General features: G+C 61.7%; 20 protein-coding genes and 1 pseudogene. 11 read left to right on the top strand and 10 right to left on the bottom strand.

Going from position 1 to position 25,897, the window contains the following annotated elements; translation table 11 throughout:
• Positions 1 to 130: 130 nt before the first annotated feature.
• The 4 genes from ABD819_RS10450 to ABD819_RS10465 all read left to right on the top strand — a co-directional run bounded on the left by ABD819_RS10450 (position 131) and on the right by ABD819_RS10465 (position 3,106).
• Complete coding sequence (locus ABD819_RS10450; RefSeq protein WP_345123895.1) at positions 131 to 571, top strand: hypothetical protein; 441 nt, start codon at positions 131 to 133, stop codon at positions 569 to 571.
• A gap of 289 nt (positions 572 to 860) precedes the next feature.
• Positions 861 to 1,241: a hypothetical protein gene (locus tag ABD819_RS10455; RefSeq protein ID WP_345123898.1), complete on the top strand. Its 381-nt coding sequence runs from the start codon at positions 861 to 863 to the stop codon at positions 1,239 to 1,241.
• A 123-nt stretch (positions 1,242 to 1,364) separates the two neighbouring features.
• Positions 1,365 to 2,555 (top strand): AAA family ATPase, encoded by a 1,191-nt coding sequence (locus tag ABD819_RS10460; protein WP_345123900.1) that lies wholly within the window; start codon positions 1,365 to 1,367, stop codon positions 2,553 to 2,555.
• 113 nt (positions 2,556 to 2,668) lie between these two features.
• Positions 2,669 to 3,106 carry a hypothetical protein gene (locus ABD819_RS10465; RefSeq protein ID WP_345123902.1) on the top strand — a complete coding sequence of 146 codons (438 nt, stop codon included), beginning with the start codon at positions 2,669 to 2,671 and terminating at the stop codon, positions 3,104 to 3,106.
• 71 nt (positions 3,107 to 3,177) lie between these two features.
• Here the strand turns inward: ABD819_RS10465 and secA are convergent, their stop codons facing one another.
• The 7 genes from secA to ABD819_RS10500 all read right to left on the bottom strand — a co-directional run bounded on the left by secA (position 3,178) and on the right by ABD819_RS10500 (position 13,426).
• A complete protein-coding gene (secA, locus tag ABD819_RS10470) occupies positions 3,178 to 6,585 on the bottom strand; it encodes a preprotein translocase subunit SecA (RefSeq protein WP_345123907.1) in 3,408 nt (1,135 codons plus the stop codon).
• A gap of 236 nt (positions 6,586 to 6,821) precedes the next feature.
• The gene (gene glf / locus ABD819_RS10475; protein WP_345123910.1) at positions 6,822 to 8,000 is read right to left on the bottom strand and encodes a UDP-galactopyranose mutase; all 1,179 of its coding nucleotides are present in this window, start codon (positions 7,998 to 8,000) and stop codon (positions 6,822 to 6,824) included.
• An 87-nt stretch (positions 8,001 to 8,087) separates the two neighbouring features.
• Positions 8,088 to 9,392 (bottom strand): glycosyltransferase family 1 protein, encoded by a 1,305-nt coding sequence (locus tag ABD819_RS10480; RefSeq protein ID WP_345123912.1) that lies wholly within the window; start codon positions 9,390 to 9,392, stop codon positions 8,088 to 8,090.
• A 170-nt stretch (positions 9,393 to 9,562) separates the two neighbouring features.
• Positions 9,563 to 10,087 (bottom strand): GNAT family N-acetyltransferase, encoded by a 525-nt coding sequence (locus tag ABD819_RS10485; protein WP_345123914.1) that lies wholly within the window; start codon positions 10,085 to 10,087, stop codon positions 9,563 to 9,565.
• Positions 10,088 to 10,202: 115 nt separating this feature from the next.
• On the bottom strand, positions 10,203 to 11,000 hold the full coding sequence (gene dapF, locus ABD819_RS10490; RefSeq protein WP_345123922.1) for a diaminopimelate epimerase: 798 nt from the start codon (positions 10,998 to 11,000) through the stop codon (positions 10,203 to 10,205).
• Between the two features lie 84 nt (positions 11,001 to 11,084).
• Positions 11,085 to 12,920 (bottom strand): peptidoglycan D,D-transpeptidase FtsI family protein, encoded by a 1,836-nt coding sequence (locus tag ABD819_RS10495; RefSeq protein WP_345123925.1) that lies wholly within the window; start codon positions 12,918 to 12,920, stop codon positions 11,085 to 11,087.
• A gap of 122 nt (positions 12,921 to 13,042) precedes the next feature.
• Entirely contained in the window at positions 13,043 to 13,426 is a 384-nt protein-coding gene (locus ABD819_RS10500) for a hypothetical protein (protein ID WP_345123927.1), read from the bottom strand.
• A 50-nt stretch (positions 13,427 to 13,476) separates the two neighbouring features.
• On the opposite strand from ABD819_RS10500, the gene ABD819_RS10505 reads away from it, so the two are divergent.
• From ABD819_RS10505 to ABD819_RS10530, 6 genes and pseudogenes are all read left to right on the top strand, one after another.
• A complete protein-coding gene (locus ABD819_RS10505; protein ID WP_345123929.1) occupies positions 13,477 to 14,118 on the top strand; it encodes an SbcC/MukB-like Walker B domain-containing protein in 642 nt (213 codons plus the stop codon).
• Positions 14,111 to 15,249 (top strand): annotated as a pseudogene (locus tag ABD819_RS10510) (Wadjet anti-phage system protein JetD domain-containing protein). The gene ABD819_RS10505 and the pseudogene ABD819_RS10510 overlap by 8 nt, the downstream one beginning before the upstream one ends.
• 56 nt (positions 15,250 to 15,305) lie before the next feature.
• Positions 15,306 to 16,190 carry a class I SAM-dependent methyltransferase gene (locus ABD819_RS10515; protein ID WP_345123931.1) on the top strand — a complete coding sequence of 295 codons (885 nt, stop codon included), beginning with the start codon at positions 15,306 to 15,308 and terminating at the stop codon, positions 16,188 to 16,190.
• A gap of 41 nt (positions 16,191 to 16,231) precedes the next feature.
• Positions 16,232 to 16,762 (top strand): GNAT family N-acetyltransferase, encoded by a 531-nt coding sequence (locus ABD819_RS10520; protein WP_345123933.1) that lies wholly within the window; start codon positions 16,232 to 16,234, stop codon positions 16,760 to 16,762.
• A gap of 14 nt (positions 16,763 to 16,776) precedes the next feature.
• Entirely contained in the window at positions 16,777 to 17,724 is a 948-nt protein-coding gene (locus ABD819_RS10525; RefSeq protein ID WP_345123935.1) for a Ppx/GppA phosphatase family protein, read from the top strand.
• Between the two features lie 9 nt (positions 17,725 to 17,733).
• Entirely contained in the window at positions 17,734 to 18,795 is a 1,062-nt protein-coding gene (locus ABD819_RS10530; RefSeq protein ID WP_345123937.1) for an Ldh family oxidoreductase, read from the top strand.
• A 68-nt stretch (positions 18,796 to 18,863) separates the two neighbouring features.
• Here the strand turns inward: ABD819_RS10530 and ABD819_RS10535 are convergent, their stop codons facing one another.
• Both ABD819_RS10535 and ABD819_RS10540 read right to left on the bottom strand, forming a co-directional pair.
• Positions 18,864 to 19,598 carry a murein L,D-transpeptidase catalytic domain family protein gene (locus ABD819_RS10535; protein WP_345123939.1) on the bottom strand — a complete coding sequence of 245 codons (735 nt, stop codon included), beginning with the start codon at positions 19,596 to 19,598 and terminating at the stop codon, positions 18,864 to 18,866.
• A 261-nt stretch (positions 19,599 to 19,859) separates the two neighbouring features.
• Positions 19,860 to 20,558: a murein L,D-transpeptidase catalytic domain family protein gene (locus tag ABD819_RS10540; RefSeq protein ID WP_345123941.1), complete on the bottom strand. Its 699-nt coding sequence runs from the start codon at positions 20,556 to 20,558 to the stop codon at positions 19,860 to 19,862.
• Between the two features lie 521 nt (positions 20,559 to 21,079).
• On the opposite strand from ABD819_RS10540, the gene ABD819_RS10545 reads away from it, so the two are divergent.
• The gene (locus tag ABD819_RS10545) at positions 21,080 to 23,464 is read left to right on the top strand and encodes a T9SS type A sorting domain-containing protein (RefSeq protein ID WP_345123943.1); all 2,385 of its coding nucleotides are present in this window, start codon (positions 21,080 to 21,082) and stop codon (positions 23,462 to 23,464) included.
• 88 nt (positions 23,465 to 23,552) lie between these two features.
• Here the strand turns inward: ABD819_RS10545 and ABD819_RS10550 are convergent, their stop codons facing one another.
• Positions 23,553 to 25,871, bottom strand: coding sequence for a TonB-dependent receptor (locus ABD819_RS10550; protein ID WP_345123945.1), 2,319 nt, complete (start codon positions 25,869 to 25,871; stop codon positions 23,553 to 23,555).
• Positions 25,872 to 25,897: the final 26 nt, after the last annotated feature.

The following is a 25,897-nucleotide window of genomic DNA, read 5'->3' on the forward strand; positions in this document are numbered from 1 at the left end:
ACGGCGGGGGTAGCGGTACGGCGGCCCGCCGGCGCGGCGCGACGCTGAACCATTTGGGCCGTAAATTGCTTAGGCCGGCGATGAGTGCCCTGGTCCGGGCGTACCTTGGCGCATCTCTGCCCTTCTCCCCATGAACAACATTCTCTCCGACGTATTTGCCCTCACCTACGAGCCCGCGCCCAACCTGCTGGTGGGCCGCTGGCTGCGCGACATAACCGACCGCAGCCTGCTCCCCCCGCAGGAAGAGCTGCTGACCGTTGCCCAGCACCACAACCGCTGCCGGTTCTGGCTGCTGGACATGCGCAGCCAGCAGGATTTTTCGTCCCTGCTGCTGGAGTGGCTGGGGTCCTTGCTGGCCCAGCAGGTAGTGTCGGTGCTGGGCTCACCGGTGTTCATTGCTTGCGTGGCCGACGAGAGCCACCGGGCCGAAATCGAAAGTATTGGCACCGAAACCCTACTGCGCCAGCAGGCCGCGCACGAGTTTTACCCCTACTTCTTCCACGACGAAGCCGCCGCCCGCATCTGGCTGACCGAAAGCCAGGACCACGAGCACCGCCCGCCCCAGCGCTAAGGACTACCTGATAGCCGGAAGCCGGAAGCCGCCAGCAGTCTGGGTCGCCGCTCCGAATGCTTGGGACCCCTCGCCAAATCTTTGGCATGGGGCGCCAACTAACTGGCGTGGGTTACCAAACCGTTGGCGTGGCTCTCTAAACGTTTGGCGAATCTCACCAAACACTTGGCGGGGAATTATCAGGATTTGGGGGCCGTCGCCAGTTCATTGGCCGTGCATGCCAAGCATTTGGCCCGGCCCAGTATATTTGGCTCCTACCGGATTTACTTCCTCCGGCCACCTACAGTTTATGGCGCAAGCCCGCATTCCCATCCCCGGTGCCAAAGATGCCCTGGGAGTTCTCACCCTCACGGCTGCCGTTGGCACCGGCATCACTAAAAAAGGCAAGGACTCGCTCATCGCCGGCGACCTGGCCACCGAGCTTCAGGCCGTGGCCGCGAAAGTGCCCGCTGCCCTGGCCGCGCATGAAGAAGCCAAAAAGCTGCAATTGCAGCTCGAAAAGCTCTACGAGCAGCGCGATGCCGTGGTGGCCGAGGCTCTGCCCTTCGTGCAGCGCGCTTCCAAGGCCCTGCAAGGCAACCTGGGCAAAGCCCGCCTGCGCGAAATGGGCGACTACGGCTTCACCGTGGACGACTCGCCTCAGGCCGCGAAGCTGCCGAAAAAGGCGTAAGTGCCCGCCACTCTCAGCCCACAAAAAGGCCCGCTGCGTGTGCAGCGGGCCTTTTTGTTTTTTCAGGTTCCTTAGTTTGCTTTGAAATCGCCGGTATTTAAGAAGTCCCTCTTGCCCGTACTTTTGAATAAACTCCCGCCCACCATGGAAAACGACATCAAGTTCCTGCGCATCCAGAACTTCAAGTCCATCAAGGATGTCACGCTCCTCCCCCGCCGCGTGAACCTGATTATCGGCGAGCCCAACGTGGGCAAATCGAACCTGCTGGAAGCCATGACACTGCTGGGCGGCATTACCTACGAGCAGACCGAGAAGTTCATGGGCAGCTTCATTCGCTACGAGGAGCCGCGGCAGCTGTTTTATGACAATCTGGTGGGAAATACGATTAAGGTGGAGACGGATAAGGATGTGGCGGTTTTGCTGTTTGAAAAGAAGTCTAAGAAGTTCGAGTACCTACTGTGTAACAAGGAGCTTTACAGCGAATTATTAACTGGCTTTCCTCCTACTACCAGCAATAGAACCACGCTGGCAGGCCACGCAACTGTCTTACCTAAAATCCCACTTGAGCAAATAAAAGCGGAAATGCACGATGGGTTTTCAGTTTCAACCCTTGCTCATACTTCATTCGGTGACGCAGCTAATAGCAAAGCTGAGCTTTATGATTTTGGATATGACTTACCGGTAGCTGTGCCACCAAAATCTTACGGATTCCACAAAAACGCACCGATTAGCCAAGATTCCGGCCACCACTCCCTTACGCCGCCCAATGGTAGCAACCTCCTCGAAATAATTCAAACACACCCCCGGCTCCGCCAGGAAATAGCCCAGATGTTCGAGCGATATGGCCAGAAGCTTCAGCTTCGCATGGATGAGCGGCGCATTGAAATCGTCAAAGACCAGGACGGCGTTATTTACTCCTACCCCTATTCCAGCGTAGCCGATACCCTCCAACGCATCATCTTCTACCTGGCTGCCATCGAGAGCAACGACGATGCCGTGCTGCTGTTCGAAGAGCCCGAGGCCCACTCCTTCCCGGTGTATGTGTCGAAGCTGGGCCGGCGCATTGTGGAGAGCCGCAACAATCAGTTTTTCATCGACACGCACAGCCCCTACCTCGTCACCGAGATACTGGAAACCATGCTGACCGACGACGCGCAGGCCGGCGAGCTGGCCATGTTCGCGGCCTACTACGAGGACCACCAAACCAAGGTGCATCAGCTCAGCGACGAGGAAATCCGCAGCATTCGCAACGATAGCATCGACGTGTTCTACAACATGAAGCGGTTCACGACCGGCGCGGCCCACAATGCCTGAAAACGTTCTGTTCGTGCCCGAGTGCCACGTCGATACCGCCCTTCACCCGCACCCTGCTGTCCGACCGCCTCACCTTCATCAACCACCAGCATGGCATCTCGAAAGTAGCCAACGTGCTGCGCCAGCAAGCCGAATCGGGCGGGGCGCGCTTCGTGGTAGGCATGGTCGATAAGGATAAAAAGTTCGCCGATGTACATTACCTGCGACCCTTCGCCGGCTCCCGGCCCGTAGCTGCTCGCTCCGGTCCCGATTGCCACTACCGCATCCATCAGCACCCGGCGCACCCCAACCACTACCTCATCGTGCTGGAGCCCGCCTGTGATACCTGGATTTTCGAGGCTGCTCAGGCCGCCGGGCTCAACCTGGCCCATTTCGGTCTCCCTCTCACCCTGCCGGCTTTCATCGAAGTAATGAAAGACGAAGATGCCGAAGACAACCCGCAGCTGATTCGCCTGCTGCGGGCTATCAAGCAGGCTCAGCCCGTCGCCTACCGCGAGCTGGCCGAGTTCGTGGCCGACATTATGGACCAGAACAGCAAGCTCTGGCGATAGCGCTACCCGCACAAAAAAGGCGGCCTCCCCGATGGGAAGGCCGCCTTTTTCATTTTCAGAAGTGGGATTAACTAGTCCACCAGCACGCAGCGGTTTTCCAGCAGGTCCTGCTCCACGGTTTTGTATTTCACGTCGCGCAGCACGCGGCCGTCCATGTACTGCACGTTCACTTTCTCGTTGCGGTTGGCCACTTTCTGGCTGCGCACGGGCACCTGCTTCTCCGCTACCTGAGGCGATTGGTAGTCGGGGCCGAAATCTTCGGGGCCAGCACCCAATGAGTCGAGGTTGCTCTCGTGCTCCACGGTGAGGCGGGGCGCGGGCTCCTCGTCTTCGAGGTAATAGTCGGGCTCGTCGTTGGTGCCCACCATGCTGGTGTTCACCGGCACGTCGGCGTGGAACAGGAAGGCCGTTGTCTCCTCGTTCACCTTGCCAATCATGCGCTTGAAGAGCTCAAACGACTCGAACTTATACACCAAAAGCGGGTCTTTCTGCTCGTATACTGCGTTTTGCACCACCTGCTTCAGGTCGTCCATCTGGCGAAGGTGCTGGGTCCAAGCCGTGTCGATTACGCTGAGCACCACCACTTTCTCCATCTGGCGAAGGATGTCGTGGCCGCCGGTGGCCTGGGCGCGGCGCAGGTTAGCAATGGCCTGCACCTGCTTCTTGCCATCGGTGAAGGGCACGGCGATGTTCTCGTAGGGCGCATTCTGGCTGAGCAGGTCATTCACCAGCGGCAGTGAGTTCGAGGCGATGTGCTCGTTCTTGCTCTGGAAATAGCCCAGGGCCTCTTCGTAGAGCTTCTGCGTGAGGGCGGGCACCTGCAAGTTCAAATCCTGCGCCGACAAATGCGTGTCGTAGCCAAACACCCGGATAACGGCCAGCTTGAAATCCTCGAAATCCCCCGTGATTTTGTGACCGGCGGAAATATCCTCGCTCACGTCGTAAATCATGTTGAGGATATCGACTTCCATGCGGTCGCCGTGCAGGGCGTTGCGGCGGCGCTTGTACACCACTTCGCGCTGGGCATTCATCACGTCGTCGTACTCCAGCAGGCGCTTGCGCGTGCCAAAGTTGTTCTCTTCCACCTTCTTTTGAGCCCGCTCGATGGAGTTGGTAATCATCGAGTGCTGAATCACCTCGCCTTCTTCCATGCCCATGCGGTCCATCAGCTTCGCAATCCGGTCGGAGCCGAACAGGCGCATCAGGTTGTCCTCCAGGCTCACGAAGAACTGCGAGGTGCCGGGGTCGCCCTGGCGGCCGGCGCGGCCCCGCAGCTGGCGGTCGACGCGGCGGCTTTCGTGGCGCTCGGTGCCGATGATGGCCAGGCCACCCGACTCCTTGGAAGTTTCGCGCAGCTTGATGTCGGTACCCCGGCCGGCCATGTTGGTGGCAATGGTGACGGTGCCAGGGAAGCCCGCGCCGGCCACAATCTCGGCCTCGCGCTGGTTCTGCTTGGCGTTCAGTACCTGGTGCGGAATGCCACGCAATTTCAACATCCGCGACATCAGTTCCGAGATTTCCACCGACGTAGTACCCACCAGCACGGGGCGGCCGGCTTCCACCAGTTTCTGGATTTCCAGGGCCACGGCGTTGTATTTCTCACGCACCGTTTTGTACACCTGGTCATCGCTGTCTTTGCGCGAAATCACCCGGTTGGTGGGAATCACCACCACGTCGAGCTTGTAGATTTCCCAGAACTCGCCGGCTTCGGTTTCGGCCGTGCCGGTCATGCCGCACAGCTTGTGGTACATGCGGAAGTAGTTCTGCAAAGTCACCGTGGCGTAGGTCTGGGTGGCGTCTTCCACGCGCACGTTTTCCTTGGCTTCGATGGCCTGGTGCAGGCCGTCGGAATAGCGGCGGCCTTCCATGACGCGGCCGGTTTGCTCGTCCACGATTTTCACCTTGCCGTCGTCGGTCAGGATGTACTGGTCATCCTTCTCGAACAGCGTGTAGGCCTTCAGCAGCTGGTTCACGGTGTGGACCCGCTCGCTTTTCTCGTTGTAGTCGCTCATCAGCTTGTCCTTCTGATGCAGCTTCTCTTCGGCCGAAAGCGTGGCGTTCTTCTCAATATCGGCAATGGCCATGCCGATGTCGGGCATGATGAACAGCTGCGGGTCTTCGCCCTGGGCCGTAATCAAATCGATGCCTTTCTCGGTCAGCTCAATCTGGTTGTTCTTCTCATCAATCGTGAAGAACAGCGGCAGGTCGGCCTTGGGCATCTGGCGCGAGTTGTCGGCCAGGTAGTGGTTTTCGGTGGCCAGCAGCACCGCGCGGTTGCCGCTTTCGCTCAGGAATTTGATGAGCGGCTTGCTCTTGGGCAGGCCGCGATGGGCGCGGAACAGCATGAGGCCGCCCTCACCATTCTTGTCGCCTTCCTCCACGCCGGTTTTGCCGGCCGCAATCTGCTTGCGGGCTTCCACGAGGTAGGCTTGCACCACCTTTTTCTGCTCGTCCACCAGGCGCTGAATGCGCGGCTTGAGCTGGTAGAACTCGTGCACATCGCCGCGTGGCACCGGGCCGGAGATGATGAGCGGCGTCCGCGCATCGTCAATTAGCACGGAGTCCACTTCGTCGACCATGGCGAAGTGGTGCTTGCGCTGCACCAGCTCCTCGGGGTCGCGGGCCATGTTGTCGCGCAGGTAATCGAAGCCGAATTCGTTGTTGGTGCCGTAGGTGATGTCGGCCTGGTAAGCGGCGCGGCGTTCCGGCGTGTTGGGCTGGTGCTTGTCAATGCAGTCCACCGTGATGCCGTGGAACTCGAACAGCGGCGCGTTCCATTCGGAGTCACGCTTGGCCAGGTAGTCGTTCACCGTCACCAAGTGTACCCCGCGCTTGGAAAGCGCGTTCAGGAACGAGGGCAAAGTCGAAACCAGCGTTTTACCCTCACCCGTGGCCATTTCTGAGATTTTGCCCTGGTGCAGCACCACGCCGCCGATTAACTGCACGTCGTAGTGTACCATGTCCCAGGTGATTTCGGCCCCGCCGGCCAGCCATTTGTTGGCCCACACGGCCTGGTCGCCCTGGATGCTTACGTTGGCTTTGCGGCTGGCGTACTCGCGGTCGTACTCGGTGGCAGTTACCACCAGCTGGCCGTTTTCCTTGTAGCGGCGGGCCGTTTCCTTCACAATGGCGAAGGCCACGGGCAGCACTTCCAGCAGCACGGCTTCGAGGTCCTTGTTGCGCTGCTTTTCCAGCGCGTCAATTTGCTCGAACAACACCTCTTTCTGGGCCACGTCCAGTTGGGGCTGGGTGTCAATCTGCTGGTGCAGGCCGCCAATCTGCCCGTCGAGGACGGCGAGGTGCTCGGCAATGCGGGCGCGCACGGCATCGGTCTGGGCGCGCAGCTGGTCGTCGGTCAAGCCGGCCAGTTTGGCATACTCGGCATTAATCAGCGCCACGTAGGGCACGATTTCTTTCAAATCGCGCTCCGACTTGGAGCCAAATATTTTGGCGACGGTCTTGCCTAGGAATTCAAACATCAGGTAGTTTTATTAACGATTAGCGCCGGGGCGCACCCCAAATTTACGGAGCGTTCCGCTAAAACCGTCCCAAAACAAAAAGCTCCGCCAATTTGGCGGAGCTTTGTTGTGCGGTAACGCAGTTATTTAAAGAACGTCATGCTGAGCCTAGCCGAAGCATCTCGCATGCAATAGTGACTTAATCGATTGGATTACTACCACACGCGAGATGCTTCGGCTTCGCTCAGCATGACGTTCTATTCCGGCTGCGGCGAGCGGCTCACCAGCTTCTCCACCAGCGCGGTGCTACCCGAAATGACGGGCCGCACGGGCTTGGCGGCGTTTTCTTTCTCCGTCAGTTTTTTATACAGCGTCAGGGCCTGGGCTACCACCTGGTCCATATTGTAATACTTGTAGGTGGCCAAACGGCCTACGAAATGCACGTTGGGCGTCTCATCGGCCAGCTTCTTGTACTTGTTGTACAGCTCGGCGTTTGCGGACATCGGAATGGGGTAGTACGGGTCGCCTTCGGCTTTGGGGTACTCGTACACGACGGCCGTTTTGGGGTGTTCCTGACCGGTGAGGGCCTTGAACTCGGTGATGCGCGTGTAAATGTTATCGTTGGGATAGTTCACTACGGGGGCAGCGAGGTGCTTTTCCTTGTTCAGTGTTTCGTGTTTGAATTCGAGCGAGCGGTAGGGTAGCTTGCCAAATTTGAAGTCAAAATACTCATCCACCGGGCCGGTAAAAATCATCTCCTTGAAGGGAATGAAGTCCATGATTTCGTGGTAGTCAGTATTCAGCATCACCTTGATGTTGGGGTGGTTGAGCATGTTGTCAAACATCCGGGTGTAGCCATGCAAGGGCATGGCCTGGTAGGTATCGGTGAAGTAGCGGTCGTCGCGGTTGGTGCGGGTGGGAACGCGCGAAGTCACGGATTTGTCGAGCTGCGAAGGGTCGAGGCCCCACTGCTTGTTGGTGTAGTTCTTGAAGAATTTGTTGTAGAGCTCGCGGCCTACCTTGCTCACCACCACGTCTTCGGATGTCTTGATGACATCAATATGCTCGGCCACGGAGGCAAAGAACTCATCGAGCTCGAAGCTGGTCAGATTCAGGCCGTAGAGCTTGTTGATGGTGTCGAGGTTAATGGGCATGGGTACGAGCTGCCCATCGACGGAAGCCAGCACGCGGTGCTCGTAGGGCCGCCAGTCGGTGAAATTACCGAGGTATTCGAATACGTCTTTCGAATTGGTATGAAAGATGTGCGGACCGTACTTGTGTACCAGAATGCCATCCTCGTTGTAATGGTCGTAGGCATTGCCGCCGATGTGGCTGCGCTTGTCAATGATGAGAACTTTTTTGTTGCTGCGGGTTGCCAGCCGCTCGGCCAGCACGCTGCCGGCAAAACCGGCCCCAACGATGAGATAATCGAACATGGTGCGTAGGGTATGGAAGTGAAGTAGGAAGAGGCTTATCGAATGATTAGGAACTGATAATTGAACACGAAGCTTGGGCTTGCCGGCTTAGTGGGCCGGCGTGATGGGCGGCAGGTTTACCTCCGACACTTTGGTGGCCATCAGCGGCTGGTGCGCCTGGGTGGTAGTGGCGGCATCGGGCGTTTTGGCGGCCAGGCGCTGCTGCATCAGGTCTACCATGGCCTGCCAGGTCTGGTCCCAGGAAATAGTGGCCAGGTAATCGTCGGTGCGCTGCTGCCAGTCGGCATCGGTGCGCTGGGTCAGGGCCTTTTCGATGGCTTTGCCAAAATCGGCCGCGTTATCGGCAATGTGCACGAGGTTCAGGTCGCCGTAGGGCCGCACCACATCGCGAATGGGCGTGCTCACTACCGGGTTGCCGGCGGCCAGGTACTCGGGGGTTTTGGTCGGCGAAATGAACTTCGTGCTTTCGTTATCCGCGAATAGCAACGTGGCCACATCCCAACCCTTGAGGTAGGCCGGAAGTTCCTGGTAATCCTTGCCGCCGAGGTAGTGCACGTTGGCCGGGCGGGGCAGGTTGGCCGGGTCAATCTTTACCACCGGCCCGATAATGACAAACTGCCACTCCGGGTGCTGCTGGGCTAAGTCGCGCAGCAATTCGATATCCAGGCGCTCATCTACCACGCCAAAAAAGCCGATGCGCGGGTGCGCGATGCCCACCTGGTCGACGGGCTCGGGCAGCGGGCCGCGGGCCTGGCCGAAGTGGGCCTTGTCGATGCTGCTGGGAAAGGCGTGGGCATCGGGGTGCTGCTCGCGCTTGGCCTCGTACAGCGTTTGACCACCCGTGAATACGAGGTCGGCTTTCTGGAACAGCTCCTGCTCACGGCTTTTGAGCTCGGGCGGCGCGAATTTGAAATTCGCCAGCTCGTCCATGCAGTCGTATACGGTCAGGTCGGGGTGAAACTGGCGCGACTTGCCCAGCGCCATCGGCGTGTAGTACCAGAAAATATACCGGCTAACGCCCTGTTCGTTGAAATAATGGCTTAGTATTTCGAACTGGGCCTGGTCGGCGGCCACCTCGTCGGCACGCAGCCGGTGGGGCAGATGCACCACCACCACCTTCAGGCCATGCTGTCGCTCCTTTATTTCGATATGCGGCTCAACCAGGTTATCGTCGTGATAAAAGGCATCTTCGACGTAGAATACCCGGCCATGCCGGGCAAAGCGCGACAGCAAATGCTGGGGCCGCTGCCACACAAAATCCCAATGCAGGTGCGCAAAGCACACGAGGTCGGGCAAGGTATAGGGAACACTAATTCCGGCAACTGAGTCGCTGGGCCGGGCAGCGGTAGCAGAGGCGCGTGAGGGCACATCCACCGTCGAAGAAGGGGGCATGAAAACGGACAGTAATGAGGAATTTCGCGCCGCGCCGGGATGATTCGCAACCTGCGCGGCCGGGACGCTTGCTAACCTATACGGTGCCCTCCGGCCAAAGGATATAGTTCAGCTTACTTTACTAAAGCGTCACCGAAACCTCACTTTATCAATGCGATATACAGTTACCCTTATTTTTGAGTAGCGGTAGGGGGCATAAGCAGGCACTGCCATTCCACGGCGTCCTGCCAGCCGGCAGCCGTGCGTAACCAGGCCTGCCGGGTGCCTACGCGTCGAAATCCCGCCGCCCGAAACAGCTTCATACTAGCTTTATTATCGTCCCCTACGGTGGCGTATAATTGATGCAGGCGCAATACCTGCCGGGCATAATTTTTCAGCAGCTCCAACGCTTGTTGGGCGTAGCCATGCCGCCGCTGGCTGGCCAGAATGGTGATGCCCACGCCGGTCCGCTGGTGCAGCGGGTCGTAGTCGAACAGGTCGATTACGCCCACGGCCGGGCTGCCAATTTCAGTAGTAATCACGAGGCGCAACTGGCGCACTACGTAAAAATCTTCGGTAGCGTGAGCCAGGTATTGGCGCAGGGCGTGGCGCGATACCGGTGCCAGGGTGTCGGACACGCCCCAGATGTCCCGGTCATTCTCAAGCGCGTAGAGAAATTCCAGGTCGTCGGGTTCGAGGGCGCGCAGTGTAATCATGGGCCTTAAGTAGTCGTTCAAAAGTAAACGGGTTATCAGTTGCTCGTTGTTAGTTGTTGGTTGTTGGTCAACTGTTTACCGACCACCTAACAACCGACAACTAATGACTAACAACTTAAAGAGTGCCTTCGAAAACCCGCGTGGCCGGGCCGCTCAGCCAGACATTGGCAAAGCCGCCGTTGGGCAGCTGCTCAAACGAAACCTCCAGCTCGCCGCCCATCGTTTGCAGGCGCACCGGCGAGGTGGCCCCGCGTTGGGAAGCTGCCAACGCCACGGCCGTTACGCCCGTGCCACAGCTCAGGGTTTCGTCTTCCACGCCACGCTCGTAGGTGCGCACGGGCCAGGGCTGGGCAGGGTCGGCGGGCACCTCGACGAAGTTGACGTTGGTGCCGGCCGGGTCGTAGGCCGGGTCGTAGCGGATGTCGTGGCCGGTGCCGTATACGTTGAATTCGGCCAGGCCGTGGCCCTCGGCAGGGTCAATAAAATGAATGTGGTGGGGCGAGCCCGTGTGCAGAAATACATCGTTCTCCCCTACCCCGGCGCGTTGCGGCGCAGCCACGTCAATCATGCGCAGGCGCACGGTGCCGTCGGGCTCCACGCGGGCATCGTGGGGGCCATCGACGGCCAGGAAATGGGTTTGGTCGCTGATTAGGCCCAGGAATTTGGCGAAGGCCACGGTGCAGCGCCCGCCGTTGCCGCACATAGAGCTGGGGCGGCCATCGGCATTAAAATACACCATCTCGAAGTCAAAATCCGGCTTATTGCGCAGCAGAATCAGCCCATCGGCCCCGATGCCGAACCGGCGGTAGCAAAGCCGGGCAATCAGGGCCTGGTCGGTTTCGTCGAAGGCGCGGGCGCGGTCGTCAATCATGACAAAGTCGTTGCCGGTGCCCTGGTATTTGTGGAACTGCATAGAAAACAAATTATGCCGCAAAAGTAACAGTATGAAGAGCGTAGCACCTTGCTCGCGAGGTTCCGTGCCGCGAACTGCCCAACGCTACCGGTGCTCGCGCTCGTACTGGTAGCCGCGGTATTTCATGCGCTGTTCCCAGCGCTTACGCTTGGGGGCGATGCTGCCGCGCAGGTATTTCTCGATGACCAGGGCGGCGCAGGGGGCGGCGGCCGTGGCACCGAAACCAGCATTTTCGAGGTAGACGGCGATGGCAATAGTGGGGTTGTTGGCCGGGGCGAAGCCGACGAAGGTGGCGTGGTCGTCGCCCTCATCGTTTTGCACGGTGCCGGTTTTGCCGGCTACCGCAATGCCCACATCGGCCAGGCTGGAAGTGGCAGCGGTGCCGCCGCGCTGCATCACGGCCAGCATGCCGGGTACCAGGGCTTCCAGATTCACGCTGTCGATGAGGGTGTGGTGTTTTTCGAGGAAGCGCGGCAGGGGGCCGCCGGTGCCCACGCTGCGCACGAAATGCGGCGTGTAGTACCAGCCCCGGTTGGCGATGATGGCCATCATATTGGCCATTTGCAGGCCGGTGAGGTTGATTTCGCCCTGCCCCACGCTGAGGGAATAGATGGAGCGGTACTTCCAGTGGCGGGTGCGCCGGGCCTTGTCGTAGAAAGCCGGGGTGGGCAGAAAGCCAGCCTGCTCGCGGGGCAAATCGACGCCGAGCAGCGTGTCGAGCCCGAACGACTTGGCGTAGCGCTGCCAGGCCGCGAGGTTGGCGTGGCGGGCGGCCGTGGTGTCGGTCACCAAGCTGTCGGGCACGCGCTCAATAAGCTTGCGCATCACCTGGTAGAAGTACGGGTTGCAGCTGTATTGCAGGGCCATGGTGAGGTTGCGGGCCCTGGGGTGATGGTGCACGCAGCTGATGAGCGACTGGTCGCACCGATAGGAGGTGCCGGGCCGGGTGGCTCCCAGCTGCAGGGCCACGGCCGCGTTCACGAGCTTGAACACCGAGCCGGGCGGGTTGGCCAGCGTGGCCGAGCGGTTGAGCAGGGGCATGTCCTCGTTTTCGAGCAGCTTGCGGCGCGTGCCGGCGCGGTCGGGCGCGGTGAGGACACTGGGTGCGAAGGTGGGGGCCGATACGGCGCACAGCACTTCGCCGGTGCGCGGGTCGAGAGCCACGAGGTAGCCTTTGCGGCCGGCCAGCAGGCTTTCGGCGTAGGCCTGCAGCCTGGCATCGACGCTCAGGTGCAGGTCCTGGCCCGGCTGGAAGGCAGTATCGGCGGCCCAGGTGCCGTGCGCCTGGCCCAGCGTGTCGAGCAGCGGATGCAGGTAGCCGCGGTGGCCATTGAGCAGGCTGTTGTAGTAGGTTTCGACGCCGCCGTTGCGCAGGCGGTAGAACCGGCCGCGCCGGTAGCGTTGCGCAGAATTCAGAAACGGCTGGGCCTGGCTGTAGCTGTAGCCGAGAACGGGCGCGCCCGTGCTGGTGGTGTAGGTGCGCCGCGTGCGCTGCTCCAGCTTCAGCATGGGCCACTCCGGCTGGTGCGCCTGAATTTTTTTGGCCTCCGCATTCGTCAGCAGCAACTTCACGCCGCCGCGGGGGCGGGCCCCTTCGTAGGGCAGCGCGGCCTCGATGCGCCTCCACAGGGTGCTGTCGCGCCAGCCGAGCAGGCGGTTGAGCTTGAGGGAATCGAGGGGCGGCCGGAGCGGCAGGGCGAGCAGGTAGACGGGCCGGGTGGCTACCAGCACCGAATCGTTGCGGTCGAGCACGCGGCCGCGCCGGGGCGCTTCCGATACGTCGCGGCGCGGCGTGAGGGGCCCGAAGGTGGAGTCTTGCACGGCGGGCGGCAGCTCCACCTGCTGCCCCGGCGACGAGCAGGCGTTCAGCAACAGCATAAACGCCAGGAGGCAGGATTTCCAGGGAAAAACTGTAAGCATCGGGTAAAGCTAGGGTTCTGCTCGCAGGTACGTAGAGTATCTTCGTTTGACTAGCTCGCTTAGCCTTTTAATGCAGCCGAAGCAGAGACGAACTGTTATTATGAGACGTTACGCCGCTGGGGTTATAGCGCGGGCTGCACCAGACCCGGCAGGCGCTGGACGAGCAGAAGTTTACGCTCCGCTCGGCCATCGAGGACCAGAAGAAGGAGTTTGCCGGGCTGGAAGCGGAGCTGCGGCAGCTGGAAAGCAGCACCGGCAAAATCACCCGTCGGCCGGCTGAAATCCGGCAGGAGATTCTGGTGGCCGTGGCGGCCAGCGAGGCCGAAATCCCCTTTTTGGCCGAGGTGCTGCAGGTGAAGCCCACCGAGCGCGCCGTGTGGAACGAGGCCCTCGAAAAGCTGCTGCACGGCACCGGCCTGAGCCTGCTGGTGCCCGAGCGGCTGTATTCGGCGGTGCGGGCCTACGTGCACGAGCAGCGCGACCTGCGCGGCAAAATCGTGTTTCACCGCGTGGCGGGCAAGGCGCCGCCCACTATTTTCCCCGACGAGCGCACGGTGTGGGGCAAGTTCGAATTCAACCCCGACAGCGACTACGCCGCCTGGGCCGAGCACCACATCGCCACCCGCTTCGACCACTGGCCAGCAACCCGCGCGAGCTGGAAATCGCGCACTTTGCCGCCGTCATTCAGCCCTTCATCCTGGAGCTGCGCGACCAGGAAAAATGGCGGCTCGAAGTCACCGACGTGCGCAACTGGTCGAGCTTCAAGGCCCGCGAATACTACCGGGCCGACAACGCCTCGAAGCAGGTGTACGAAAGCTCGGGCAGCCTCTCGGGCGGCGAGGGGGCGCAGCTGGCCTACACAGTGCTGGGCGCGGCCATTGCCTACCAGTTCGGCATCAACCGCGCCTCGGGCGGGCACCGCTCGTTCCGGTTCATCGTGATTGACGAGGCCTTCAGCAAGCTCGACGAGGACAAATCAGCCTACCTGCTCAAGCTCTGCGCCAGCCTGGGCCTGCAGCTGATGGTGGTGACGCCGCTGACCTCGCTGCACCTGCTGGAAAAAGGCGTGCGCGTGATTCATTGGGTGACCAAGGCCAAGCAGGACCCGCGCCGCTCGGTGGTGCGCGACATTCCCATCCGGGTGTACCAGGCCGAAAAAGCGGCCCTGCTCGCCGCCGCCGAAGCTGCCCATGATTAGCCTGCCCGAGCTGCGGGCCAAGGCCCAGCGGCAGTACGTGGGCGTGCTGCGGGCGCAGCTGGCGGGCGAAAACCCATTTCCGCTGCCCATCCGGGCCAGCAAGGCGCTGGACCGCACCCTGGGCGGCCCGCACATCTACGAGCAGCAGGCCGAGCTGCTGGCGCAGTCCAAAAACCGCACGGGCCACGGCTACACGCTCGGCACCAAGCCCAACCGCCGCACCGGCCAGAGCGAAGTGAGCCGCATCGAGTTCGAAACGCAGGCCGATTTTCTGGGATTTATCGGCCAGCAAACGGAGTTCGACCGGTTTGTGGCCAACGCCGCCCGCACGGCCGCCGCGCTGCCCGAACTGCTGCCGCTGCTGCACCAGTCGCCCCGCCTGCTGCTGGACCACGCCGCCGACTGGCCCGACCTGCTGCTGGTGTGCGCCTATTTCAAAACCAACCCGCAGCCCAACGCGGACGTGCGCGGCCTACCGGTGGCCGTGCCCACCAAGTTCATCGAGCAGCACCAAACGGCCCTGCGCCCGCTGCTCGACTGGCTGATTCCAGATTTCATCCGGCCGGAGGAAACCGACTTTTTTCGCCGCTTCCACCTGCTGCTGGAAGAACCGAGCATCAGGCTCCGGTTTCTGGATGCCGCCCACCGGCTGCACCCGGCCGTATCGCAGCTGAGCTTGTGGGCCAGCGAGTTTCGGCAGCTAAACCTGACCGTGCGCCGGGCGTACATCATTGAAAACCTCACTTCTTTTCTGGCCTTTCCCTTGGTTGATGATGCCGTGGCCATTGGGGGGGCGGCTTCGCCGTGAGCCTGCTGACGGGAGCCGAATGGCTGGGCGAAAAGTCCCTTTTTTATTGGGGCGACAGCGACGTGCACGGCTTCCAGATTCTGGCGCAGCTGCGGTCGCATTTTCCCACTGCGCAGTCGCTGCTGATGGATGAGGCCACCTTCGCGCGGTACCACGGCGGTGCCACGGGCGGCAGTTTCACCCAGCAAATATTGCCTGACCTGACGGCGGCCGAGCAGCAGCTGTATCAACTGCTGCTGGAAACCAACGCCCGGCTGGAACAGGAGAAACTGCCGTTGCGCTACGTGACCGCCACCGTGCAGCGAACTGCGGCAAACGGCTGACAGCACCCCAGACGCCTCGCCCTACCGGGCACGGCCCCTACCTTTGCCGCCTGCTTATGTACGACTTTCTCACCACCTCCCCCTGGCCCGACTACGAGCTGATTGATTCCGGCAACTTTCAGAAGCTGGAGCGTTTTGGCAAATACCTCCTTGCCCGCCCCGAGCCGCAGGCCATCTGGGACCCGCACCTGCCCCTCACGGAGTGGGAAAAGGCCGATGCTGCTTTCGCCCGCGCCCCCGGCTCCACCGAAAAAGGCCAATGGCGCCTCAAACCCGCTATGCCCGAGCAGTGGCTCATCGACTACCAGCGCCCCGATGGCCTGAAGCTGAAGTTCCGGCTGGGCCTGTCGTCGTTCAAGCACGTCGGGCTGTTTCCGGAGCAGGACCCCAACTGGCAATTCATTTACAACCAGACCCGGAAGCGCCGCGCCAAACTGCCCCGCGTGCTGAATCTGTTTGCCTATACGGGCGCGGCCACCCTCGCCGCCCGCGCCGCCGGGGCCGATGTCACGCACCTCGATTCGGTGAAGCAGGTCAACTTCTGGGCCCGCGACAACATGGAGGCCAGTCAGCTCGACGGCGTGCGCTGGCTGGTGGAAGATGCCATGAAGTACGTGCGCCGCGAAGTGAAGCGCGGCAGCAAGTACCAGGGCCTCATCCTCGACCCGCCCGCCTACGGCCGCGGCCCCAACGGCGAGAAATGGCAGCTCGAAGATGAGCTGAACGAACTGCTAAAGCTCAGCCAGCAGCTGCTCGACCCCGAGGACCATTTCTTTGTGGTGAACCTGTATTCGCTGGGCTTCTCGGCCCTGATTCTCGACAACCTGACCACCGCTATTTTCCCCGGCGAGAAGGCTGTGCGCGAGCTGGGCGAAATTTATCTGCACGATGCCGGCCAGCGGAAACTGCCGCTGGGCACGTTCTGTCGGTTTGCGACGTAGCGCGAACTTTTAGTCCGCGCTGGCTTTTCCCCGTCACGACCATGACCATTCGCATCGCCACGCTTGCTGAAATCGACGCGCTGAACGCGCTGGTGGAACGGGCCGTGCGCGGGCTGAGCACGGGCTACTATACCCCGGCGCAAATCGACAGTGCCCTGCGCTACCTGTTCGGCATCGATACCCAGTTGATTCACGATGGCACCTATTACGTGGCCGAAATCGACGGCCAACTCGCTGGCTGCGGCGGCTGGAGCCAGCGCCGCACCCTCTACGGCGGTGACCAAAGCAAAGCCACCGCTGACCCGCTCCTTGACTCTGCCCGCGAAGCCGGCCGCATCCGCGCCTTTTTCGTGCACCCGAACTTTGCCCGCCGGGGGGTGGGTCGGGCCATTCTGGCAGCTTGCGAAGCGGCGGCACTGCAGGCCGGTTTCCAACGGCTGGAGTTGGCCGCCACCCTGCCCGGCGAACCCTTATATTACGCCCTGGGATATACGCCTGACGAACGGACGAACATTTCCTTCCCCGACGGCCAGTCGCTCCCGATTGTCCGCATGCACAAACCTCTGATTTGAACCCGCTGCCCCTCATGCACGCCCATCCCCGCCGCCTCGCCCTCATCGACATGGGCACCAATACCTTCCACCTGCTCATTGTGGAAATGCCCACTATGCCCGGCCAGAAACCGCTGGTGTTGCTGCGTACCAAAGCCGGCGTGCGGCTGGGCGAAGGCGGCATCAGCCGGGGCGAAATCACGCCCGAAGCCTACGCCCGCGCCCTGCACACGCTGGCCGGCTTTAAAGAGGAAATGGAGCTGCACGAGGTGACGGAAATCCGCGCCACGGCCACCAGCGCCATGCGCGTAACCCGCAACGGGCCGGATTTGGTGCGCGACATCTTCGAGCAGACCGGTATTCAGGTGACGGTGATTGACGGCGACCGCGAGGCCGAATTGATTTGCGCGGGCATCCGCCAGGCCGTGCCACTGGGCACCGAGCATCATCTGCTAATGGACATCGGCGGGGGCTCGGTGGAGCTCATTATTGCCAATGAAACCACTATTTTCTGGAAGCAAAGCTTCGAAATAGGGGCTCAGCGTCTGCTAGACCGATTTTTTCCGGAGCCCAGCGGCATATTTCCCGCCGCCGCCGTAGAGGCCGAGCAGGAATACCTGAATGCCACGCTCACACCCCTCGTCGAGGCAGTACATCGCTACAAGCCCGTGAGTTTGGTAGGCGCATCCGGCAGCTTCGACAGCCTGGCTGATATGCAGGTGGGCCAGATTCGCGCTGAAGCCGAGCTCCCGCCCTATACTGAGTTGGAGCTGAGTAGTTTCCAGACCAGCTACCGGCACCTGCTCGCCGGCAACCACGCGCAGCGGGCGGCGCTGCCCGGCATCCTGCCCATGCGGGCCAACATGCTGGTGGTAGCCACCGTGCTGATTGATTACGTGCTGGGCATCACCGAAATCACCCGCATCCGCACTTCAGCCTACGCGTTGAAAGAAGGGCTTCTGGCCGAAATGTTGGTCGCTTAATTCCCCGCCATGACGTTTACCTACACCCAGCTTTTCAGCTTCACCGAAAGCATCTTCCGTAGCATCGGCTGCCCCGAAGCCGATGCCACGCTGGCCACCGAAACCCTCCTTTCTGCCGATTTGCGCGGCATCGACTCGCACGGCGTGGCCCGCCTGGTGGGCTACGTGCGCCTCTGGGAAGCCGGCCGCATCAACGCCACGCCCCGCGTGGGCATCACCTACGAAACGCCCAGCACCGCCGTGGTGGACGGCGATGGCGGCCTCGGCCTCGTGGTGGGGCCCCGAGCCATGCGCATTGCCATTGAGAAAGCGCAGCAAGTGGGCTCCGGCTGGGTTTCGGTGAAGAACTCCAACCACTTCGGCATTGCCGGCTACCACGCCATGCTGCCCCTGGCGCACGACATGATTGGCATTGCCATGACCAACGCCTCGCCGTTGGTAGCCCCCACTTTCTCGCTCGACCGCCTGCTGGGCACTAACCCCATTGCCGTGGCCGTGCCCGCCGGCGAGCAGCCCGATTTCGTGGCCGACATGGCCACCACCACCGCCGCCAACGGCAAGCTCGAAATTGCCCAGCGCAAAGGCCTGCCCCTGCCCGAAGGCTGGGCCCAAACCGCCGACGGCCAACCCAGCACCGACGCCAACGCCGTGAAAAATGGCGGCGCGCTCCTGCCGCTGGGCGGAGCCACCGGCTCGCACAAAGGCTACGCCCTGGGCAGCATCGTGGATATTTTCTCGGCTGTGCTGTCGGGCGCAAACTATGGGCCGTGGGTGCCGCCGTTCGTGGCTTTTCTGCAACCCTCGGCCAATCCGGTGGGCCAGGGCCTGGGGCACTTCTTCGGGGCGATGCGCGTCGATGCCTTCCGGCCCGCCGACGAGTTTAAGGCCCACATGGATAACTGGATTACGACCTTCCGCAGCGCGCAAGCCGTGGAAGGCAAGCACGTCTTAATTCCCGGCGACCCGGAGCGCGAAATGGCCGAGCGCCGGCTGTTGGACGGCATTCCGCTGCTGGATGCCGTGGTGCAGGACCTGGAAGGCTTGGGAGCCAAGTTTGGGGTGAAGCTGTAGTCGCAACCAGCCACAAAAAGAGCCCTTCGCATGATGCAAAGGGCTCTTTTTGTGTAGATAAAGAAATGTTACGAAACGCCGTTGGCGGCCTGCGGCACCAAGGCAGCAATGGCCGCATCCTGGTTCAGGAATCTGGACGAGTAGCCGGCATCCGATTTATTCAAAAACAGGCAGGTACCGCCCGTTACGGTTTCAATAATCTGGTCTTTCAGCTCCATTGGCAAGGCGGGGCAGCCGAGGCTACGGCCCAGGCGGCCGTTCTGCTTAATGAAGGCTTCGCTCACATAATCAGCCCCGTGCATCACCACCGAGCGGGATTCGGCATTGGTATTAAAGCCTTCATCCAGGCCCTGAAGCTTGAGCGAGCGGCCGTGCTTACCCTCGTACTCGCCGCCCGTGGCGTAGAAGCCGAGGCTGCTCATGTTGCTCTGGTCGGTATTGGAGAAGTTGGTGGCTTCGTTCTCGCCGGAGTTGTGGCCGTGGGCCACGAGGGTATGGAACAGGATTTCGTGCTTGGCCAGGTCAAGCACCCACAGGCGCTTTTCCGTTGAGGGCAGGTCGAAGTCGATAACGGTCAGTAGCTGCTTGTTTTCGGCGAGCTTGCCCTGCTGGCGCAGGTTGAGGTAGCCGGTCATGGCCTTGGCAAAGGTTTCGAAGCGCAAGCCCTCCTGCTCAGCCCCCAAGGCCTTGTAGGTGGCGTGCAGCTCCTGGTCGAAGGCGTTTTGGGGAGTTACGGCCACTTTGGGCAGGCGCAGCTCGTGATTCGAGCTACCGGCCATGGATTCCGTAACCGTACCAGCCATGGGAGTGGCCAAAAACAACGATGCCAGAAAAGGCAACACGCGCCGCGCAACCCGCTGGGCCCGCCGCTGCGAAACTCGTTTCCGCTGAATTACGCTGGTTTGATGCATGATTTTTCCGGTTGACTGAGAATAAAAAGAACCGGTCGTCGCCAAAGCGACAGGCAGGTTCCGGGCTGTATACGAGACTCCACGCTCGTAGGCTGTCAATTAGAACGCCTGCCTGAGTCAAAAGATTCCGAATGCCCGGTTCCGGCAGTGCCCTCACCGCCAGCCGCGCGCCAGAAAACGCCGCCCGGCCGCTGCCCCATCCAGCCAGCGCGAGCTCAGGCCCGGCCCGCTCAGCAGCAGCATACTGCCCACCCGCACGCTGGCAATAATAGCCTTGAACTGCGCGGGCGGCAGGGCCGGGCAGCCCCGGCTGTAGCCCAGGTGCCCGTGCCGGCGGATGTATTCCGGGCTGGCATAATCGGCGGCGTGCAGCACCACGTACCGGTCGTAGGCATTGGCATTCTGGCCTTTGTCCAGCCCCTCAATGCGGCGCGAGTAGCCGTGAATGCCATCGTAGGTATCGGCGGTGCGGTAGAAGCCGAGCGAGGTGCAGGCCGACGCTTCGATATTGGAGAAGCGGCGGGCCCGCAGGTGGCCCGAGCCCTCGCCGTGCGCCACCAGGCTGCGGTGCAGCACGCGGGCATTGGCCAAATCGAGCACCCAGAGGCGCTCGGTGGTATTGGGCAGGTCCATGTCGGCCACGGCCAGCAGGCCGGCGCGCTCGATGCGGCCCGTGGGGTGCAGCGTGAGGTAGCCCACGCAGGCCTGCTCCAACACTTCGGGGCGCAGGGCGGCGGCGGCCGGCCCCAGGGCGGCATGCAGCTGTCGAATGGCTTGGCGCAGGGTATCGGGCACGTCGGGCAGGACCGGAACTGGCGTGAGGACCAACGAATCGGGAATGGCAGCAGTCACCACAATCGATTTTGCGGCCACACGCGCAGTCAGTGGCAGAGGCCCATTGGACCGCTCATCAGCCCGCAGCTGGCAACCCGTGACGAGTAGTAGAATTACGACGCATTTCAGCAACAGACGCTTAGTAATCAGCGACCTGGTCGCCGCCTCTATTCTTTTTAGCCCAAACATATACCTGAAAGTACGGCTGAGGCTGGCATTACTACGGCTGTATCCCGTCCAGCGAAGGTTTTGTGGCAGCTTGAGGGGGTAAAATTTCAGCTTGCGCGATAATGGGTGAAACAGGCGGGCAGCCCATTGGCAAGAAAAAACAGAACCAGTCCTAAAAGCTCAACTATTGCGCAAGTTTGATTAGCCGGAAAGTGCAATATATCATGCACACAAAATTATGATATTGCTAGGTCATTAAGTCAGTTTTAACTACCTTAACGAGCAAATCAGGGATAAAAGAGCCATTTTTCTTATATCCCCGTCGTAACTGTACGCTTCTTTTTTTCACCATAAAACCCAATTCCCACATCATGATGCACTTTTCCCCGTATTTTGATTACCGCAAACGATTCCGGTACGCGGCGCTGCTGATTTTAGCTCTGTTATTCGCAGGAAATCAGCAGGTTAAAGCCCAGCAGGTCGTACTGCAAGGTTTCTGGTGGGACTACTGGAACGCGAACTACCCCAATGGCTGGGCAAACTACATTGCCGACCTGGCCCCGCGCCTGAAAGCCATGGGAATTGACGCGGTATGGATGCCGCCAACTATCAAAAGTCCCAACCAGGGCAACGGCTACTCGCCCTTCGACAACTACGACCTGGGCGACAAGTACCAGAAGGGTTTTCTGGCTACCCGCGTGGGCAACAAGGACGAGCTGCTGCGCGGCGTGGCCATTCTGCACGCCAACGGCATCGACGTGGTGCAGGACATCGTGCTGAACCACAACGACGGCGCGGGCTCGGCTAACGGCGCGGGCGGACAGGACCCGGCGGCGTACGAAGACTTCACGACCAGCAAGTACAAGAACTTCCGCTACGTGAGCTACGGCTCGCCGGCCACGGATGAGTCGGCGGCCAACTACCTTGCCCGCAGTGGGCGCTTCTCCAAGAACTGGCAGAACTTCAACCCCAACCCCGGCAACAATTCCACCAGCGGCGACCTGAACCAGATACTTTTCGGGCCCGACATCAGCTACTACAACGGCTCGTACGGCCAAAGCTCCAACGCTACCTTCAACCCCGCGCAGGGCGCCGACTACATGCGCAACAAGGAGCGCGAATGGCTGATTTGGTACAAGAAGCAGGTTGGCTTCGACGGCGTGCGGCTCGATGCGGTGAAGCACTTCCCGTCCTTCGCCATGGAAGACTTTCTCTACAGCCTGCAGAACAGCGCCGGCTGGGCCAACGGCGGCCCCACCATGTACGCCGTGGGCGAATGGGTGGGCGGCTCGGCCCAGCTGGACCAGTGGTGCACCGAGGTGCAGGACCGCGCCGGCACCTTCGACTTTGGGCTGCGCGACGGCATCTACTCCATGGTGAGCGGGGGCGGTAATTTCAACCTGGGCAACCTGCCCGGCTACCAGCAGGGCCGGCGCGTGGTGCTCACCAATGGCACCTACGTGCACCGCACGGTGCCCTTCGTGAACAACCACGACACGTTCCGCCCGCAGGTAGACGCCACCGGCAACTACACCGGCTGGAACGGCAGCTCGGAGCTGGCCCCCCACATCGACCCGTTCGACCCGCGCCTCTCGCCCGCCTACGCCGTGATGCTGGCCGTGGACGGCTCGCCCCAGCTGTTTTTTGAGGACCTGTTCAACATCGGCAGCACCGGCAAGCGCTACTCGCACTCGCCCAAAAGCGCCACCGACCTGCCCACCCGCTCCGACATTGAAAACCTGATTTGGTGCCACCAGAACCTGCGCTTCAAGGACGGTGCCTACAAGGTGCGCTGGCAGGCGGCCGACCACCTCGTGATTGAGCGCAGCGCCAAGGCCCTCATCGGCGTCAACGACAACTTCAGCACCTGGCAGAACAGCACGGTGAGCTGCGATTTCGCGCCCGGTACCGTGCTCAAGGACTACTCCGGCGCCAATGGCACCGCTACCGTCACGGTGAGCGGCGCGCAGACGGTGGCCATCAACACGCCGCCCTGCAACGGCACGGCCGCCGGCGGCCGGCGCGGCTACTCGGTGTGGGCTCCTACCAACGCCGTCACCAACTACGCGAAAGTGGGCCGCGCCACCACCCAGGAGTGGGAATTGGCCGATGACCTCGGCGACTCCGACGCCCGCTCGCTGCAGCAGGGCGGGCAGCTGCCCGCCGGCTCCACGGCCTACCGCACGGCCGGCCGCATCTACGTGGCCGCCAACAAGAGCATCAGCTACACGCTGTTCCCGACTGATGCCACCCGCAGCCTCACCGTGGCCGTGCTCAACAGCGCCGGCACCGTGGTGAGCAGCAGCACCGGCACCGGCAACCGCGTGGCCACCTACACCCCCACCGCCGAGGGCTGGTACACGCTCAAGGCCAAAAACGCCGTGACCACCAACCCCGCCCAGCGCGCCTTCATCAAGGCCACCTACACCCCGCCCACGGTAGTAACCGGGGCCATGACCGGCCGCCGCGACGCCGCCGTGCTGGCTAACACGAAGAACGTGCCCACCGCCGAAGTGTCGGTGTACCCGAACCCCACCACGGCCGACCGCATCGACCTGGTGCTGCAAACCGCCAGCACGCAAACCGCCACCGTGCGCCTGCACGACCTCACCGGCCGCCTGGTGCATGAGGAAACCGTGCGCCTCTACGCCGGCTCCAACGAGCTGCGCCTGGACGTGAAGCGGGCCCTGCCGGCTGGCATGTACCAGCTGACCGTGCCGGAATTCAAGATTAGCCGGAAGCTGGCGCTGCGGTAAGCTTCAGCACGCCGTTTCCAATTCGCAAAAAGCCTCCCCAAGATTTTGGGGAGGCTTTTTTGATTTTGACACAATTTCAAACAGAGGCTCAAAAAAACACGCTGGCATTCACCTTCACGAAAAACGGCGTGCCCGGCGTGAAGTGCAGTTGCTCTTCCACGGGCGCGGTTTGGCCGCGCAAGCGGCTGGGGTTGGCAAACTGGGCTTCGTTCCAGTCCACGTTGAGCAGGTTTTCGGCGGTGGCTCCGATTTGAAAACGCGGCTGGGTGTAGCTCAGCACCCCGTCGAGCAGGAAATAGCCGCGGGCGCGGATGGAGTTGTCCTCGTTGGCCGCACGGCTATCGAGGTGGCGGTAGCGCACACTGGCACTGAAGCCCCGCGGGTTTTTGAGGGTGAGGCCGCCCACGCTGGTGAAGTGGGGCGCGAGCGGAATGAAATTCTGGCCCTCGGCCACGCCCACCAGGCGGCCGTGGTTGTAGTTCAGGTCCACGTCGGCAAACAGGAAACGGGTGAGCTGGTAGCGCACCGAGAGGTCGGCGCCGTAGCGGCGGGTGCGGCCGGCGCTTTCCACAATGGCCTCGTCGCCCACGTACACCAGCTCATCCTGCAGGTGCAGGGCCCACAGAGCGGCGTTCACCACCATGCCCGGCATCGGCTTGAAAGTGCTGCCCGCCTCGTAGCCGATGGCGCGGGGCAGGGCGTTATCGTTCACGGTGCCGCGCACCACGCCCCGGGCATCATTGGAATGGAAACCGAAGCCGGAGCGGGCAAACAGCTGCACCGTAGGCGACACCTGGTAGTACAGGTTCAGCTTGGGCGAGACGCGGGCGCGGGTTTTGCGGCCGTCGATGGGCTGGCGGGCCCCGTCTTCATCGGTGTAATTCCCGTTGAAATCGAACACGAACACGTCGGCCCGCACGGCGGCATTCAGCGTGAGGCGGTTGGTGAGGGCCAGGGTTTCGTCGAGGTAGGCGTTGAAGTTGCGCTCCTGCACCCGGCCGGCCGTGATGGTGTCGGTGATGGTGCGGCGCACGGCGCGGCGCAGCGTCAGGTCCGTATTGTCGATGCGGGTGCCCAGGCCGAAGGTAGTGTGCAGGGTACGGGAGCCGAGGCGGTCGTCGCGGTCGTAGGTACCGGTGTAGCCGTAGATGTTGCGGTCGTCGGTCTGGTTGATTTCGTCGCCGTTTTCCTCGTCATTGAGGAAGAAAGTAAAGTTGGAAAACAGGTTAAAATTGTAGCGCGAGTAGTACAGCTGCTGCCGAATCACGGCGTCGCCGGGCAGGCCGGTAGTGAGCACCACCGAGGCATTGGTCCGGTCGGTGTTGCCGCCCTCGCTGGGGTCGATGCTGCCGAAGCGCGAAATGACGCCCTCGCGCACGGCGCTCTCGGGAATCTGGCCGCTGGCGTCCCAGCTCGAGGTGAAGTGCGAGCCCAGCACGGTCAGCGCGGTGCGGTCCGAGAGCTGGCCGGTGTACTTGGCCAGGCCGTTGAAGCGCCGGAAATCCTGCTTTTGGTCGAAGTAGGAATTGGTGAAGTTATACTCGGCGGCCACGTAGGCGCTTTCGGACTTTTTGGAGAACAGGTGGCGGTTGTTATTGCCCAGCAAGTCCAGCATCACCAGGGCCCGGCGGGTGTCGAAGCGGCCCACTTCCAGCTTCACCTGGCTGGCATCGAGGCGGGTTTTGGTGCTGAACTCGCCCGCGCCGGCCGTGGCGAAGTCGCCAAAGCGCGCCGTGTACGGGCCTTTGTACACCTTCAGCTGCTCCACCGTTTCGGGGATTACGAAGTGAAAGTCGGCGTAGCCCTGGCCGTGGGCGTGGCTCACCATGTTCACCGGCAGCCCGTCCACGCTCACCGCGAAATCGGTGCCGTGGTCCACGTCGAAGCCGCGCAGGAAAATCTGCTCGGCCTTGCCGCCGCCCGCATGCTGGGCGATGAACAGGCCCGGCACCAGCCGCAGCAGGTCCTGGGCCGAGTTCACCGGCCGCAGCACCTTGTCGATTTGATTGATGGCGGCCAGGCTCTGGTTGGGGTCGCGCGGCTGGCTCACGGTCACTTCCGAAAGATTGAGGGCCGAAGCCGCAATGGCAAAGGATACCGTGCGGGTTTCGCCGGCCGCCACCATCGCGGCCTGCGCCTTGCCCCGGTAGCCCAGCGCGCCCACGCGCACCGTGTAGCTGCCGGGCGCGAGGCCGGCGAGCCGGAAGGTGCCCAGCGCGTCGGTAGCGGTGCCGCCGGGCTGGCCCTGCAGACCCACGCTCACGCCCACCAGGGGCTGGCCCGAAAGCGAATCGGCGACGGTGCCGCGCAGCGTGCCCAGGCTTTGGGCCTGGCCCACCTGAGCCAGTAAAAACAGCCCAACGAGGAAACCCCACCAGGCGCATGCAGCAGTAAATAATTGTTTCATCTGGAATAAGAATGCGGAATAATTGG

This window comes from Hymenobacter antarcticus (genome assembly GCF_039539545.1).
Classification (GTDB): domain Bacteria; phylum Bacteroidota; class Bacteroidia; order Cytophagales; family Hymenobacteraceae; genus Hymenobacter; species Hymenobacter antarcticus.